Annotated in this window: 13 protein-coding genes; 3 read left to right on the top strand and 10 right to left on the bottom strand. The window is 63.9% G+C overall.

All coding sequences use genetic code 11. From position 1 onward, the window contains the following. Positions 1-104: 104 nt before the first annotated feature. Positions 105-1844 (top strand): O-antigen ligase family protein, encoded by a 1740-nt coding sequence (locus tag KF886_18045; GenBank protein ID MBX3179261.1) that lies wholly within the window; start codon positions 105-107, stop codon positions 1842-1844. Here KF886_18045 and KF886_18040 read toward each other — a convergent pair. Genes KF886_18040 through KF886_18025 form a run of 4 tightly spaced genes read right to left on the bottom strand, consistent with a single transcriptional unit; the run spans position 1830 to position 4925 of the window. After that, positions 1830-2897, bottom strand: a complete 1068-nt coding sequence (locus tag KF886_18040) for a hypothetical protein (GenBank protein MBX3179260.1) — start codon at positions 2895-2897, stop codon at positions 1830-1832. The genes KF886_18045 and KF886_18040 overlap by 15 nt on opposite strands. Before the next feature lie 17 nt (positions 2898-2914). Beyond that, positions 2915-3352, bottom strand: coding sequence for a tetratricopeptide repeat protein (locus KF886_18035; GenBank protein ID MBX3179259.1), 438 nt, complete (start codon positions 3350-3352; stop codon positions 2915-2917). Between the two features lie 11 nt (positions 3353-3363). Then, a complete protein-coding gene (locus tag KF886_18030) occupies positions 3364-3651 on the bottom strand; it encodes a hypothetical protein (protein MBX3179258.1) in 288 nt (95 codons plus the stop codon). Further along, complete coding sequence (locus KF886_18025) at positions 3648-4925, bottom strand: GAF domain-containing protein (protein ID MBX3179257.1); 1278 nt, start codon at positions 4923-4925, stop codon at positions 3648-3650. The genes KF886_18030 and KF886_18025 overlap by 4 nt, the downstream gene beginning before the upstream one ends. Positions 4926-5095: 170 nt before the next feature. On the opposite strand from KF886_18025, the gene KF886_18020 reads away from it, so the two are divergent. Continuing rightward, complete coding sequence (locus KF886_18020) at positions 5096-6049, top strand: aldolase catalytic domain-containing protein (GenBank protein ID MBX3179256.1); 954 nt, start codon at positions 5096-5098, stop codon at positions 6047-6049. A 549-nt stretch (positions 6050-6598) separates the two neighbouring features. Here KF886_18020 and KF886_18015 read toward each other — a convergent pair. Then, complete coding sequence (locus KF886_18015) at positions 6599-7807, bottom strand: PQQ-binding-like beta-propeller repeat protein (protein MBX3179255.1); 1209 nt, start codon at positions 7805-7807, stop codon at positions 6599-6601. Positions 7808-8581: 774 nt separating this feature from the next. Between KF886_18015 and KF886_18010 the strand changes: the two genes are divergently transcribed. Beyond that, positions 8582-10678, top strand: coding sequence for a B12-binding domain-containing radical SAM protein (locus KF886_18010; protein MBX3179254.1), 2097 nt, complete (start codon positions 8582-8584; stop codon positions 10676-10678). A gap of 1207 nt (positions 10679-11885) precedes the next feature. On the opposite strand, the gene KF886_18005 is transcribed toward KF886_18010, so the two are convergent. The 5 genes from KF886_18005 to KF886_17985 all read right to left on the bottom strand — a co-directional run bounded on the left by KF886_18005 (position 11886) and on the right by KF886_17985 (position 15388). After that, entirely contained in the window at positions 11886-13034 is a 1149-nt protein-coding gene (locus tag KF886_18005) for a WG repeat-containing protein (protein MBX3179253.1), read from the bottom strand. Positions 13035-13214: 180 nt separating this feature from the next. Next, on the bottom strand, positions 13215-13607 hold the full coding sequence (locus tag KF886_18000) for a hypothetical protein (GenBank protein ID MBX3179252.1): 393 nt from the start codon (positions 13605-13607) through the stop codon (positions 13215-13217). A 90-nt stretch (positions 13608-13697) separates the two neighbouring features. Beyond that, the gene (locus tag KF886_17995; protein ID MBX3179251.1) at positions 13698-13907 is read right to left on the bottom strand and encodes a hypothetical protein; all 210 of its coding nucleotides are present in this window, start codon (positions 13905-13907) and stop codon (positions 13698-13700) included. A gap of 153 nt (positions 13908-14060) precedes the next feature. Then, positions 14061-14468 (bottom strand): hypothetical protein, encoded by a 408-nt coding sequence (locus tag KF886_17990; protein MBX3179250.1) that lies wholly within the window; start codon positions 14466-14468, stop codon positions 14061-14063. Between the two features lie 62 nt (positions 14469-14530). Then, on the bottom strand, positions 14531-15388 hold the full coding sequence (locus tag KF886_17985) for a hypothetical protein (GenBank protein ID MBX3179249.1): 858 nt from the start codon (positions 15386-15388) through the stop codon (positions 14531-14533). Positions 15389-15462: the final 74 nt, after the last annotated feature.

The following is a 15462-nucleotide window of genomic DNA, read 5'->3' as shown; positions in this document are numbered from 1 at the left end:
CCGCCCGTTAACGATCAAACGAAGAAGCAAGCCAGCCGCCATGCTACACTGGCGGCTCGTCCAGAAGTGACTCCGGCGCCGGGATACGAGCGCAACACCGCCAAATGCACGATCAATCTATCGTCAAATACATCAATCCCTTAAGCCGGAACGCGGCCATTCCCGTCTGCGATCGGTTCGTAGCTTCACGGCCCGGCGTCCGCGACGTTGGACAACGCAGCCTCGTCTACGTGACCCTCATCGGAACCGCGGTGGCCTGGTCCATGTCCCTCATCTCGTTCCTGGACGCCAAACAACTTGTACTCTGGGCTGGCGTCCTGGCGCTCTGCACCGCCGGGTCCGCCGCGCGCTCGGGCCGGGGCTTCGCCGCCTGGGCCCCCGCCTGGACGGGGCTTGCCGCGGCCATGATCGCCACCCTCGCCGCCGGATCTTTTCCCCTGTTCGCCGGCCTCGAAGCCCTGCGCCTCACCGCCCTCCTGCTCTTCGCCTCTCTGGCCTGGCCACTCTTCCGCAATCCCCGGGGCGAGCAGGGGCTCCTCGCCGCCATCGCCGCGGCGTGCCTCCTCTGCGCCGCCCTGGCGCTGCTCCAGCGCGCCGGCGCCCTCAACCGCTGGTTCCCGCCCTACGCCCACTACGATCAGCCCATGTACTCCGTTTTCGGCAATCAGGGCCTGCTCGGCGCCTATCTCGCCTGCGGCCTCGTTGCGCTCGCGAGCCTCCGCGCCCCCGCGCGCCCGCTCCACCGCCTGGCCCGCGGCGCCGGGGCGGTCCTCCTTCTATCCGCCATCCTCCTCGCGGAAACGCGCGCCGCGTGGGTGGGTGTCGCCGCGGGCGGCATCGTATTGATCGCCCGAAACATGATCGCGTGGCGGCGCGCGGCCGCCTGGGCGGCAATCGCCGTGGCGCTGGCCATACTACTCCACGCCGCCGGACTGAGCGCGCTGGCAACGCGGCTCGCCAACACCGGCGGCCCCGGAGACGACGGCGGCAACACGCGCGCCTGGATCGTCCGCGCAAGCCTTGACCTGGCCGCCGCCCACCCCTTCACCGGCGTCGGGCTGGGACAGTACGCGCGGCACATACCCGAACCGCTCGGGGCCCGCGCGACACCGGCCCTAGGAAAAAGCGCCGAGCGCGTGACCTACCACGCACACCTCGATCTCCTGGAGGTAGGCTGCGAAACCGGAATTCTCGGGCTCGTGTTCGCCGTGTGGCTGGCGATGCGCTTCCGCGCGCGCGCCACCGGCGCGCTGGCCTGCCTCGCGGCCCTGGCGGCCATGTCCTTCCTCCATCCCCTCTGGTACAGCCCGCCCCACGCCCTGGCGGGGTTGTTGTTTCTCGGCTGCAATCTGCGCGGGCCACGTTCCCGGCGGGCGCGCCTGCCCGGCTTTGCGCGGCAATCGCTCACAGTTTCGCTGGCCATCGCGGGTTCGCTCGCTTATATCGTACTCGCCCTCTACCCCAGCTACCTGCTCTGCCGCGCGGAGGACCGGCACGTGGCGGGCCTCCCCGCGGGCGATGCCTACGCACGCGCCACCGCGGCCTGGGGCGCCCCGCCGGAAGCCTTCGAATCGCGGGGTATCTGGGCGCTCGAACAGGGCTATTACGCGGGCGCGGATCGCGCCTTCACGCGCGCGCGAGCCGGCCTCGACACCGGGCGTATCCACCTCCTCTCGGCCCAAGCGAAAGCCGCCCTCGGCGATGGCGGCGGAGCATGCCGCCACTACGGCCAGGCACTCCAGCGATGGCCCTTCAACCGCGGCGTGCGCCACGAGGCAGAGGCATGCTTTCAAGACTTCGGCGCGCCGATCTCCGCCCCCGATTCCGCCCTACCGGGCCGGTAACGCGGACACCGGAATCGGCGTGATGATGCGCAGGGGGTGGTCGGGCAACGGCGCCGGATCCAACCTGATCACATAGGCCGTGCCGGGCACGGGCAAAAAAACGGGGGACTGCGCCGGGTTGCCCGTACCGCGCAACGCCACGACCGGCCCGCCACCGTCGCGCGGCTCAAGGCGCATACTCCAGGAGGTGGTTTCGTCGGGCATCTCGACCCGCAGCGCGCTGAGGGCGGCGCGCCGGTTCACCCACACGGAACCGCTCTCGTGCCACATCAACGCGGGGTACCCGCTGCCGGTCCGCCGGGGATGTATCTCAATCGTCCGCTGCGGCTCCCGGCCGGCCAGCCGGTACACGGCGCGGGCCTCGGAAACCGGATTCAATACGGTCCCGACCGCAAACGACTCGAGGCCCCAGATCGCAACCGCGGCCGCCGCGAAACTCAATACGCCATGGGACAGGCTGAGCGCGATGCTGCGGCCGGCGGGCAGGCGGAGCACCAGCAGCGCCAGCGCAAACACCGCGAACGGTGGAATCAGAACAGCGAGATACAGGCCGGGCCGGGGCAGAAAACTGAGCGAATACGCCAGCGCGCCCCCGGCGACGCCCGCCAGGGTCAAAAAATGGGTCGGGCGGGCGAATTGCAGGCGGAGCACATGGGCCGTCAGGTGGAATAAGAGGGGTGCGGCAAGCGTCATCAGCGCGCCGGTAAGAATGCGCGCGCCCGCGATGTGGTAAGCCAGCGCCTCCGCCACCGACGTCACCGGCATATCCCCGTGCCGCCACGCCTGCACGATCGCCATGCCGCTCAGCGCCAGCGCGACCAGCAATCCCCCGAGGGCCGCTCCCAGCAGACGGAGCTCAAGCCGCCGGGCGTCCATGGGGGGCGAATCACGATGCAGGAGGCGCGGCGTCAATCGCCCCCGAGGCCGCCCCGAACGAAGGGCCGCCCCGCACTGCCAGCAGGTTTCCGCCGCGCCATCGCACTGCGCGCCACACCGGGGGCAATGCAACGCTTCGCTTACGTCAATGCCGCTGTCGCTGTCCCCGATGCGCAAGTCCTCCGCATCGGAAATCAGGCCTGATTGTTGGTTTTTTTTTTGGCGGATTCCGGCCCGCCGTCCATCAGGCGCGCCGCAGCATGCGCCGCCATCGGATGGTGCGGATCCAGCTCCAGCGCCTTTTTCCACAGGGCCGATGCGCGCCGGTTGTCCCCCGCAATTTCCAGGACGCGCGCGAGTTGCTCGTACAGCCCGATTTCGTCGGGCCAGAGGTCGATGGCCCCCTCCAGTTCCCGGATCGCCTCCTCGTAGCGGCCAAGCCGGTAATACGTGGCCCCGAGGTAGCGCAGGATATTGATCCGGCGCGGCCCCTCGTTCTTGAGGATCTGGAGGTGCTCCAGCGCAAGCCGGTACTCCCAGGCGGTATACAGCTTCTTCGCCAGGCGCCAGCGCTGCTCGTGATCGTCCGGATTCGCCTCGACGTACCGCGCGATGTCCCAAATATCGGCCATATTACCTCCGGCTACTTCTCGGATGCCCGGCTGCGCTTCTTCTTGCCCGCCGCCGCCCGCGCCGCCGCCTCCCGCGCGTCCAACCGTTGCGCCCGGTAGGAAAGGATACTATTCGCAAGCCACGATGTAAACGCCGCCGCGAAAAACGCGAGGCACACGCCCGTCCCCGCGCGCGCCGCCATCCCCAGCGACTCGACGGTTATGGCAAGCACCAGATAGATGCAAAGCGGCGTGTAGAGCGCAAGCACAACCCAGAAAAACACCCAGCCTACGGAGTCCATTCGATTCGTGGCAGTCATGGTGACAGCAATGTCCTTTCCGGCGCGCCGGCGGGCAACGTGATATGAAACGCCGCGCCGCCAAGCGAACTCTTCCTAAGCTGCAATTGGCCGCCGTGCTCCTCCACCACCTTGCGCGTGATCGCCAGGCCCAGCCCGGTGCCCTTCGCCCCCTTCGTGCTGAAGAACGGGTCGAATATCCGCTCTTCAAGCGCCTCGGGGACTCCCGGCCCGTTGTCTTCCACCACAATCTCCAGTATGCCCGATGGGAGCCCCGTCGCGCGAACCTCGATGCGCCCCCCCGTGTCCGGCGCCGCGTCCGCCGCGTTGGCCAGAAGATTCAACAGGCTCCGGTACAGGGAAGCCGGCTCCGCAAAAACCGTATCCTGCACATTGGCGCACGTGATCGTCACTTCGACGCCACGCTTGCTGAAAAGCTCCGCGTAGGATTCATACGCCTCGTCGATCAATTGCCGCAACGAAAACGGCTCGCGGCAGGGCGTGCGCGGCTTGGAAAAGCTCAGCATGTCCTGGACGCAGTGGCTGATGCGCTGCGTGCTGCGCCGGAACACAGGCCATGTCTTGGCAAGCAACTCCAGATTGCCCTGGCGAAGACCGGCCTCAATGAGCTCGGCGCTGCTGCTCATCCCGCTCACAATATTCTTCGTGTAGTGCGAGAGCCCCGTGACCGCCTGCCCGATCGCCGCCAACCGTTCGGTCGAGATCTTGTCCTTCACCAGGCGCGCATTGGATATCGACGTCGCCGCGAGGGTCGAGAACATTTCCATCACCCGCACATCCAGCAGTGTGAACCCGCCGTCGCCGACCTTGTTAATCACCTCGAGCACCCCGATCAGCTCCTCGTGATCCACCATGGGCACGGCCAGCACATTCCGCGTCGTAAAATTCGTCGCCTGGTCCGCGTTCCGGAAGAAACGATCATCCTGCTGCGCGTTGTCCGCAACAACCGATCGGCGCTCCGCCGCGGCCACCCCCGCAATGCCCTCCCCCAATTTGAGCCGGATGTCCCGTTTCAGCGTCTCGCTGCTGGAATAGTCGCCCAGCGCCGTGTGGAAATACAGATCCCCCATATCCGGGTCATACAGGATGATGGACGAGGCCTCCGCCCCCGCCACCCGCTGGCTCTCCTGGCTGATGTACTCCAGCAGCGCGTCCAGATCCGTGATCGCCCGAATCAGCTTGTGCACGCGGTACATCGCCTCCACCGCCCGCGCCATCTCCTCGTGCGTCGCATCCTCCAGCCACGGAAAATCGCTCTGCGACTCAGTTTCCATAACGGCCCGGGCCTGTTGCGTCCATCGGCGTTCCGCCTCCTCCCGGCATCATAGCGCAGCCCCCTCGCAACCCGCAAACCACCCGAACGCCCGCGCCAACCTTGCACCCGCACACAGTGAAATTGTAGGATACGCGCTATTCCAACCACGCAATCCACGGAGCCCCACGCATGTACCGCCCCGAAATTAAAGTTCTCGACTGCACCATCCGCGACGGCGGACTCATGAACAACTGGGAATTCGACAAGCCCATGGTGAAGGACGTCTTCCAGGGCCTCGTCGACGCCGGCGTGGACTACGTGGAGCTCGGCTACCGCGCCGACAAGAAACAGTTCGACCCGAAAAACCACGGCCCCTGGCGTTTCTGCGACGAAGAGGACCTCCGCGACGTCGCCTTCGAATGCGACACCAAGATCTCCGTCATGGTCGACGTCGGACGCACCGACTACGACGCCTTCCTCCCCAAAGACGAATCCATAATCTCCATGTTCCGCGTCGCCACCTACGCCAAGGAAGTGGACAAGGCCATCCACCTGGGACGCCACATCCAGGATCTCGGCTACGAAGTCTGCGTGAACATCATGGCCGCCTCCACCGTCATCGAGCCAGACCTCGACGAAGCCCTCGCCGAACTCGCAAAAACCTCCTTCGAAGCCGTCTACCTCGTCGACAGCTTCGGCTATTTCTTCTCCGAACAGATCCACTACCTCGCCGACAAATACCTCGACGGCCTCAACGGCAAAACCGTCGGCATCCACTGCCACAACAACCAGCAACTCGCCTTCGCCAACACCATCGAGGGCATCCGCAAGGGCATCAACATGCTCGACGGCAGCATCTACGGCATGGGCCGCGCCGCCGGCAACTGCACCACCGAACTCCTCCTCGGTTTTCTCAAAAACCCCAAATACGACGTGCGCCCCGTCCTCGCCCTCATCGAAAAATACTTCGAATCGTTGAAAGCCGAGCTCAAGTGGGGCTACGAAATGCCCTACATGATCGCCGGCAACCTCAACCGCCACCCCAAAACCTCCCTCGCCTACATGCAGGAAGGCAACCCCCTCCGCGAAAAAGGCATCGTCGCCTTCTACAACCAGCAAGTCGCCATGGAAGACATCGACTGAGGCAGCCCCCCCAAGGCGACTGGAGCCCGCGACAAAAACCACCCAAGCCGCCCCCCAGGGACTGCGGCGCCCCACCACCCCACGGCCCAACAGCCCGCACAACACCCAAAGCCAGCCCAACCAACCCACAACACCAACAACCGGCGCGGCTGTCCCGTCGCCACCCCCAGGGACTGCGGCGCCCCAACACCCCACGCACCAACAGCCCGCACAACACCCAAAGCCAGCCCAACCAACCCACAACACCAACAACCGGCGCGGCTGTCCCGTCGCCCCCCAAGGGGACTGGAGCCCGCGACAAAAACCACCAACGCCGCGAAAGCGCCCAACACCACCCCCAACTCGCGGGGGACTGTACCCGCCGAAAGGCTCTGCGGGTACAGCCACCGGCTGGATTGGCGCCATTGGACAATACGTTGGCCCACGTACCAGCCAGAGGCAGTCCCCAAGGGGACTGGAGCCCGCGACAATAACCACCCCAGCCGCGAAAGCGCCCAACACCACCCCCAAATCGCGGGGGACTGTACCCGCCGAGACCCATCACCGCCCTCATCCTCCCGCATCCGTGGTCACCAGATAGATCGAATGCACGAAGTCCTCCCGAATAGAGCCCGCCAGCTTGAGGCTATCGCCATCCACGACCATGGCGCACGGAAATATCGTTTCCTTGCTGCCCACCTGACCGCTCCAGCGTATGTCCCCTTCGCTCCCCAATCGAACGAGAAGCAAATGCGAACAGACACGTCTTCCAAACGAATTGCGCGCGTAGCTCACGCCCGCCGCCACCAGGTCCCCTTCGGCAGTCTCCAGAATAGCATGCCCTTCCGCCTCGCCCACATCGGACACGCGGGCCTGCCACAAGTAGTTGCCGCCGCCATCCAGCTTAAGCACAAGCAGTTCGCCAAAGGTGCTTCCGACGACGGCGAACCCACCGTCGGACGTCTCAATGATTTTCTTCGTTCTGAACGCCAATTCCTTAAGAATGGCGACCTCGTCCAGAAAGAACTCCCACTGTACTTCGCCGCCGGCATCAAGCCTGGCTACAATCTGATCCTGTACGTACCCCGTAAACGCATATCCGCCGTCACTCGTTGTGATGACGTCTTGGGCGCCCACATCCCGGCCACTGCCATAGCGCCGGCGCCAGAGCTCCGCCCCATTGGGGTCGAATTTGATCAAAAAGGCGTCGGACGCCCCGTATTCAGCGTCTCGTGTGTCCCCCGCCACGACGAAGCTCCCGTCGGCATTTACGCAAAGCCCATACGCCGCCGTGAAGCGATCGGTCTCGGGTTCCACGGTCCACAGCACGCTCCCCTGGGAGTCCAGCCTGGCCGCGAAGACGCTTGCCGGATCGTAAAAGAAGACCGGATCGAGGGGCGAGGCCCCCTTGTTTCCGGCGACAATATACCCCCCATCCCCCGCCGGCTCAATATTTCGCACCTCGTCGGCCCCATCGCCGCCAAAGGTCCTGGACCACTCGATATTCCCGGATGCGTCCAGCATAACGACAAAGGAATCGAGACTTCTCTCATACGTTGCGGAAGCTACCGGAGAGAATGGCTGTCCGGAGGCGTACCCCGCCACCACAAAGCCGCCGCCCGAAGCCGCGCAGATGTCCCACGCCCGCGCGTCAAAGGTCGCGGTGATTTCCGACTCCACACGCCCTGGAATAGCCTCCGGACACGGAATCTCCTCGCATCCGCCCAGGGCGACCGCGGCCACCGCACCCGTCATCCAGATTCCCACGTAACGCCGCATAGAATTCCCTCCGGGCTGGCCCACCTGAACATATCCCATTAATCCCTGCATAATAGCTGTCCCGTCGCCCCCAGGGGGACTGGAGCCCGCGACAAAAACCACCCAAGCCGCGAAAGCGCCCAAAACCACCCCCAAATCGCGGGGGCCTGTACCCGCCGAAAGGCAGGATAGCCGTCCCGGCTGTCCCCGGATTGCAACGCAATCCGAACCACCCCAGGGACTGCGGCGCCCCAACACCCCACATACCAACAGCCCGCACAAAACCCAAAGCCAGCCCAACCAACCCACAACACCAACAACCGGCGCGGCTGTCCCGTCGCCCCAAGGGGACTGGAGCCCGCGACAAAATCCACCCACGCCCCGAAAGCGCCCAAAACCACCCCCAAATCGCGGGGGACTGTACCCGCCGAAAGCTCTGCGGGTACAGCCACCGGCTGGATCGGCGCCATTGGACATTTTGTAGGCTCACTTGTCAGCCAGAGGCAGTCCCCAAAGGGACTGTACCCGCCGAAAGGTCACTCCCCGTGCCACGCGATGGCGCCCCAGCGCCTTCGTGTGCCTGGAGCAACACCAACCGTCCACCACCAGCGCCACCCCACCCGAGCGGCTCGCCCCACACCCCCAATTCCCCGCTACCCCTTTCCTCCCGATTTGTGCCACAATAAAGCATTCCCTCCGCATGCACGGAAGGAAGCCACAAGAGAATCGTGCGCCTGTGGGCCGGGCTCGCGCTTCGTGAACTGCTGTTTTTTCACGAAAGGGCGGGTTAAACCCATGAAGCACCTGCATGCCGTATTCATCCGGCCATCGCGCTACGACGACGACGGCTACGTCGTCCGCTATCTCCGCGGCGTCCTCCCCTCCAACACCCTCTGCTGCCTCCAGCGCCTCGCCGAACACACCGGCGAATCGGGCGAACTGGGCCCGGACGTCCGCGTATCCGTCTCCGTCTTCGACGACACCCTCGAGCGCATCCCCGTCCGCCGCATCGCCCGCTGGAACCGCCGCCCGGACACCACCGTGGTCGTCGGATTCGCCGGTGTGCAAAGCAACCAGTTCATGCGCGCTACCGACCTCGCCCTCGATCTCCGCGCCGCCGGCGTCCAGGTCATGATCGGCGGCTTCCACGTCAGCGGCATGCTCGCGCTCTTCGACCAGCCCTCCCACGATCTCCAGCGCCTGCTCGACGCCGGGGTCACCCTCGTCCGCGGCGAGGTGGAGGCCCCCGGCGTCATGGCCCGGCTCCTCGGCGACGCGCTCCGCCAGGCCCTCCAGCCCATCTACAACATCACCGAGTTCCCCGACCTGGCCCAGGCCCCCGTGCCCCGCGCCAGCGAACGGCTACAGCGCCGCTACCTCGCCCGCCGCATGGCCACCATCGACACCAGCCGCGGCTGCCCCTTCAACTGCTCCTTCTGCACCATCATCAACGTCCAGGGCCGCAAGATGCGCTACCGCCCCGCCGAACGCGTGCTCGAGGCGGTCGAGGACAACTACGCCCGCGGCATCCGTTCCTACTTCTTCACCGACGACAACTTCTCCCGCAATCCCGCCTGGAGCGCGATCTTCGATGGCCTCATCGCCCTGCGCGCGCGCGGCATCGCCGTTCGATTCATGATGCAGACCGACACCCAGGCCCACCGCATCCCCGGCTTCGTCGAAAAAGCCGCCCGCGCCGGATGCTACCTCGCCTTCATCGGCATGGAAAGCGTCAACCCCGAAAACCTCAAGGCCGTCGGCAAGCGACAGAACCACGCCGACCAGTATCGCGCCATGGTCGACGCCTGGCACGAACACGGCATCCTCGTCCATGTGGGCTACATCATCGGCCTCCCCCACGACTCCCGGGAATCCGTCCGCGAGAACATCGCCTTTCTGCGCAACGAGGTCCAGGTCGATGTCGCCTCCCTCTTCATGCTCACCCCGCTGCCGGGTTCGCGCGACCACTGGCGGATGATCCAGGACGGCGTCCCCATCGACGCGGACTACAACAACTACGACGGGCTCCACGAAACCTTCCGCCACCCCCGCCTCGGAAGCGGCGGCTGGCGCGCCGCCTACGACGAGGCCATGAACGCCCTCTACAGCACCCAGAACATCATCGCCGCCCTGCTCCGCGCCGAAGCGCGCCAGTACTGGACCATCCTCGGCTTCTCCATCTGGTACCGCCACGGCGCCCTCACCGGACAACACCCCATGGCGACCGGCATCTACCGCCTCAAAGAGCGCCGCGGCCGCCGGCCCACCTACCCCAGCGAAAGCCGCCTCGCCTACCTGCGCAGACGCCTCCTCGACGCGCGAGAAAGCTTCCGCGTCTACTTCCAGCTCTTCATCGAGTTCCAGGAAATCTGGATGCTCACCCGCAAGCCCCGCGACCCCCGATGGGCCACCCTCGCCGACCTCCGCGAACGATGGATCGCCGCACAGCGGCGGGTCGCCGGCTTCCGCCTCGAAGGCCGCTACGCCGACGCCGAAAGCGAGCTGCGCGAAATGTTGAACACCGCCGCCACGCGCCTGCGCCAGCTCAGCGAAACCGGCAGCCACCTCAGCGCCTCCGCACGCCGCAAACTCGCGCAAAAAGCCGCCGAAGTCGAGGCCTACGTCCGCGCCATCGAAGTCAACGTCCCCGGCCAGAACACCCTCATCGACGCCGAGCGCTTCGTCACCACCAAACTCATCGCCGGCTACGAGGAAATCGCCATCCGCTACGTCGCCCGGCGACGCCAGTTCAACGCCCTCCGCCAAAACGCCCTCGACCGCATCCGCGCCGGACGCTGGCCCCGCATCAACCCCCTCGCCCTCCCCTGGACCCTCGCCTGCGAAATGTTCCTCGCCTCAAGATTCGCCTGGACCCTCATCGCACACCGCTGACCCAAGGGGACTGCTCTGAAATTTCAAGGGAGCCATGGGTGCCATCCTCCTGCGGCGGATCTCCGACGTTCAAGCTCCGCGGCTCCGCCGCGAAGGCTTGAGCGTGCGAGACTCCAGAAGAGCGCCAACAGTCAGGAGCAGTTTCTCAAACCTAACCGGTGACCCAACGCGTCATGAACGACTGTACCCGCCGAAAAGTAGGATAGCCGTCCCGGCTGTCCCCGGACTGCAACGCAATCCGCCCACCCCAGGGACTGCGGCGCCACACCACCCCACACACCAACAGCCCGCACAACACCAGAAGCGAGCCCAACCAACCCACAACACCGAAAACCGGCGCGGCTGTCCCGTCGCCCCCAAAGGGAGCCACGGGTGCCAAGTTCAAGCTCCGCGGCTCCGCCGCGAAGGCTTGAGCGTGCGAGACTCCAGAAGAGCGCAACCGTCAGGAGCAGTATCTCAAACTTAACGGGTGACGCAACGCGTCATGAACGGCGGTACCCGCCGAAAAGTAGGATAGCCGTCCCGGCTGTCCCCGGACTGCAACGCAATCCGACCTGCGCCCCAGCATCACCACAACTGCCCCATGCAAACCAGATTACAGTATCCCAAACAAGGAAGCGGCAAAGGCTGGGAGCGCAGGCGTCCCCGCCTGCCAGGCGGCGAAGCCGCCGTCTTTTTTCGTCCTTAATGGGTGACGCGAAGCGTAGTGAAAAACTGTACCCGCCGAAAAGTAGGATAGCCGTCCCGGCTGTCCCCGGACTGCAACGCAATCCGCCCACCCCAGGGACTGCGGCGCCCCATCACCCCACGCACCAACAGCCCGCACAACACCAAAAGCCAGCCCAACCAACCCACAACACCAACAACCGGCGCGGCTGTCCCGTCGCTGACCCAAGGGGACTGGAGCCCGCGACAAATTCCACCCAAGCCGCGAAAGCGCCCAATACCACCCCAAAATCGCGGGGGACTGTACCCGCCGAAAGCTCTGCGGGTACAGCCACTGGCTGGATTGGCGCCATTGGACAATACGTTGGCCCACTTAAGAGCCGGAGGCAGTCCCCAAGGGGCCTGTACCCGCCCCCAAAAAGCCACCCCGAAAGGAACGTGGCACAGCCGTCTCGGCTGTCCCCCCCCCCACACACCGCCGCCGCCCGCCCGCGCGCGATTGGCCTCTGCGTCGCTCCGGGGCCGGCCCGCGAATCCAGGGCTACCCCAGGCCCGCCGGAAGCGCCTCTTTCCACGTCAGGTAGGTTTGAAGCACCCAATGGCGAACGGCGGAATAACGAACCACCACCGCCAGGCCCCTGCAAAAGGAAGCCGGGCGCTCGTACTTCGCCGGAATCACCAGCGCGCCCGCCGTGTCGATATACCCGTAGGCGTTGCCGACCCGCACCGGCGCTCGACCGTCTGAAAAGGGGGCCACGTCCTCGTAGTCGAGCGCCAGGGCGATGGCGCCGGCTTCGTCGACAAGGGCGTATCCCGGGCTCGACCCATACCATACCAGCGCGAGCCCATCCCGATGTGAACTCAGCATCCCACGGGCGCCGTCCAACGTAACGGCAAACGCGCCCGAACGGTCGATGAATCCAGCGGTCTCCAACGTGTTGTCGTCCGCCCGGATCTCCGCGGGCGCCAGCCCGTTCGAAAACCCGCCCAAACTCCAGAAACGGGGCGCAATGGCCCAGGCGCCGCTCGTGTCGATCATTCCCCAGCGCAACGTCCCGTCATCCTGCGTTACCGCCACCGCGGCGAGGCCCTCCTGAAAGGGAAACGCAATCTCGAACGGCCCCGGAACAACAGTCTCCCCGTCCAGATTCTGGTACGCCCAGGCGGCTTTGGCCGTTCCCGACCCATCATCCACCGTACGTCGCCGCACGGCGACCAACCCCCCGGACACAGGCCCCGCATCGTCCACATTGGGACCCAACCGCAGGTGGACATTGCCTTCCCAATCGACCAGATTGCAGCCCCGCTCGGTGCGGATGGGAAATATCTCGGGGGCGTTCTCCAAAGTGAACTCACGAAGGAAACCCGAACCAAACGTTCGCGTGCCGGCATGCAGGGTGGCCAGGACGCCCGCGGCCCCGTGCTTCGTCCACAGGTCGAGCAAGTGGGAATCGCCGGACTGCGCGAAGAAGTTCTCCGCCGCCGGTTTCAGCCAGGCAAGCGCTTCCGCGGGCGCCGGGGAGCCATCCGGGCGAATAACGGCGATCGGGCCGTCCACGGCGCCATACCACACATACCGAAGGACCGCGTAGCCGCCCGACCATAGTCCAACCGCAATGAGGCAGAGCACGGCCGCCGCGGCGATGATCGCCTTCCATTTATTGCCGGTGAACCAATTCCACCCATTCATGTTGTGCATCCCCATGGGATCAAGTCCCTCCGCGAGGCGCTCGCGTTTGTGTTCCAACGCCAGCCGAAAGAAAGCACGACACCTGCCAAAGATGGAGCCACGTCGAATGCGTCCTGAACAGTGTTTCCCCGGCGCGAAATCGAAGGCGGGGCAAGGAAAGTGGGATGCTATGTGGAAACACTACAACAAACTCGGGAATGCCGCGTAAGCACGGTAGAGACAGAGCCACACCCACGGGAAAAGAGTGTATGGAGCCGCGCAGACAAAAGCGACCACGATGAGTGTCCAGTACGCAAATCTCCACTTGTAGAAAACCATCCACTTTTCTTTAACACGTAAGAGCAAGGGAAATGCTAGTAACCACGCGAATAGACACAAAAAGGATACGATCCATTGTACGATCAGATCTGCAAGAGGGCTTAGCAGGTAGACGAAGAACCCCGCCACCACATAGAGGAGACCCGCCCAACGGCGTAATTCAACGCTCAAAAAGCCAATTACACGGTCTTCCAATTCCAATTCACGCTTGTGTAGCAACCTGATTCTATTGCGCATATCTTCGATTGCTCTCACCCAAGCCCTCCTCTGCTGGCGCCCGCCCCGGCGAACGCGGGCTTTAAACGCCTTCGCAACCGCCCGGAGCCTCCGGCAGGCGCAACACACTCACGCATCCGCATCGTCGGTATGCTGTTCACCCTTGTTCCTAATCGCCGCCATTACCTCCATGCGTGTTTGCGTCACGTTAAAAAGAATCAAGAACAATACAACATAGAGAAGTCCAGACTTCACGTCTCCCAATAGCATCCCAAGGCATCCGCCAAAGATCCCTAACAGGCTGCCGCCGATTATGGCGCGATCAGAATCAATTTTCATCTTGGAGAACCCTCCTGTAGCGAGATCCCGGTGTGCGGCGCATCGCCCAAGCGCTTCCCGTCGCTCGCGTGTAGATAGCTGGTTTCGACCAGGGTACGCGCCATTCTGTAACACCCCTGCTTCCTCACCACTTCAAGCCGGGCCACCTTGCCCTCAGGTAAGTTTCTCATTTCGATCCACTATCATGCCAATGACAAAGCCCAGGACGACGAGATAGCCAACAGGCCACAAATATAAAAAGACCTCATGAACTCCCCAGATGCCGCGATCCTCCGCCAGATAGAACGCCGGATGCGTCAGGATCAGGAGGGCCGAGCCAAGCTCGCCCATACTGCAGCCGACACCCTTCCCAAACACAACGCGCCGACTGGTGAATTTGTTAAGTTCCAGCCAGATAACAAAATAAACTGCGCAAACCCCAATACCATACACGACGGATGGAAACGGAAAGCCTCGTCCATCAAGTTCGGTCCAATACCACGCGAAGTATAGCACTATCACGTATTTGGTATTCAGGAATTGGCAACAACGGATTGCCATTGTCACTGCGTGATTCGACATATCATATACCCTCCTGCTGAGCTTGCCGCCATTCCTCTATACCCGCGCCCGCGCTTCCCGATCTACTCATTTGCGGCACGCGCGCTCACCAGTTCCCGCATCTTTCGATTGTAGTCCGCAACAAACCTCCGGACAAGCGCCGCGCCGGTCGCTTCATCACCGGACCACACCAGCCGGGAAACGCTCAGGGAACGGTCCCCGTCGGGTTCCGATTCGCCCTCGACGGCGGTGTCCTCCAGGGTGAAGAGGCGCAAATTGCCGGATTCGTAATCCGACTGCGCCAATCGCAGACTGAGATGAGAAACCGCCATATCGCTGAAAGCCGCCTGGCGCAACAAGTCCTTTCGCATTCCGTCCATCGAAACCTTGTACCAAACCACCGTGATTGCCATTGCCGCGGCAAACACGAGTATCAAGGCCGCATTCAGCCATAACAGGAACGCCGCGGAGACCCGTAATCCGCCGATATGCAGCCACTGTATTTCACGGGTGTCATTCTGGCGAACCATGCTCTCGCGCTTATTTCTGTAGATGGATACAAGCAGACAGACGTTCACCATGGCAAGCACGAAGCAAACTGTGATCCCAACCTTGGCCCAAACGCCCGTTACGAGTACTTCGCCGACGCCTCGAGGCAGTTGCGATGCCGCCCATTCCGACAGGACCAGGGCCACAAGAGGCAAGAAGGCGCTCAGTGCGGCGCAACCTGAAAAGAAAAACGCCAGTAAGCTCAAGGAGCGGAAGCGCGCATATTCATGAGCAGCACATTGAGTTAGGCGCCACCCGAAGTAACCCATCAAACCTAGAAATACGGGAACCGCCGCATAAGTATCGCCAAAGAAGTCCGGCGCGAGGAAGTATACGGAGAGGGAACACACCGCATGGATGAGCACACTGCAAATGAAGATAATCAAGCGCATATGGACAGCCTCCCAATGTTCTCCGCGATGCACAGCGATCAGCGGCTAACCACAATTGCGCTCGCAAGCCTCCT

It is taken from the genome of Candidatus Hydrogenedentota bacterium (genome assembly GCA_019637335.1).
Taxonomy (GTDB): Bacteria; Hydrogenedentota; Hydrogenedentia; order Hydrogenedentales; family JAEUWI01; genus JAEUWI01.
This window is presented reverse-complemented; position numbering and strand designations above follow the sequence as displayed.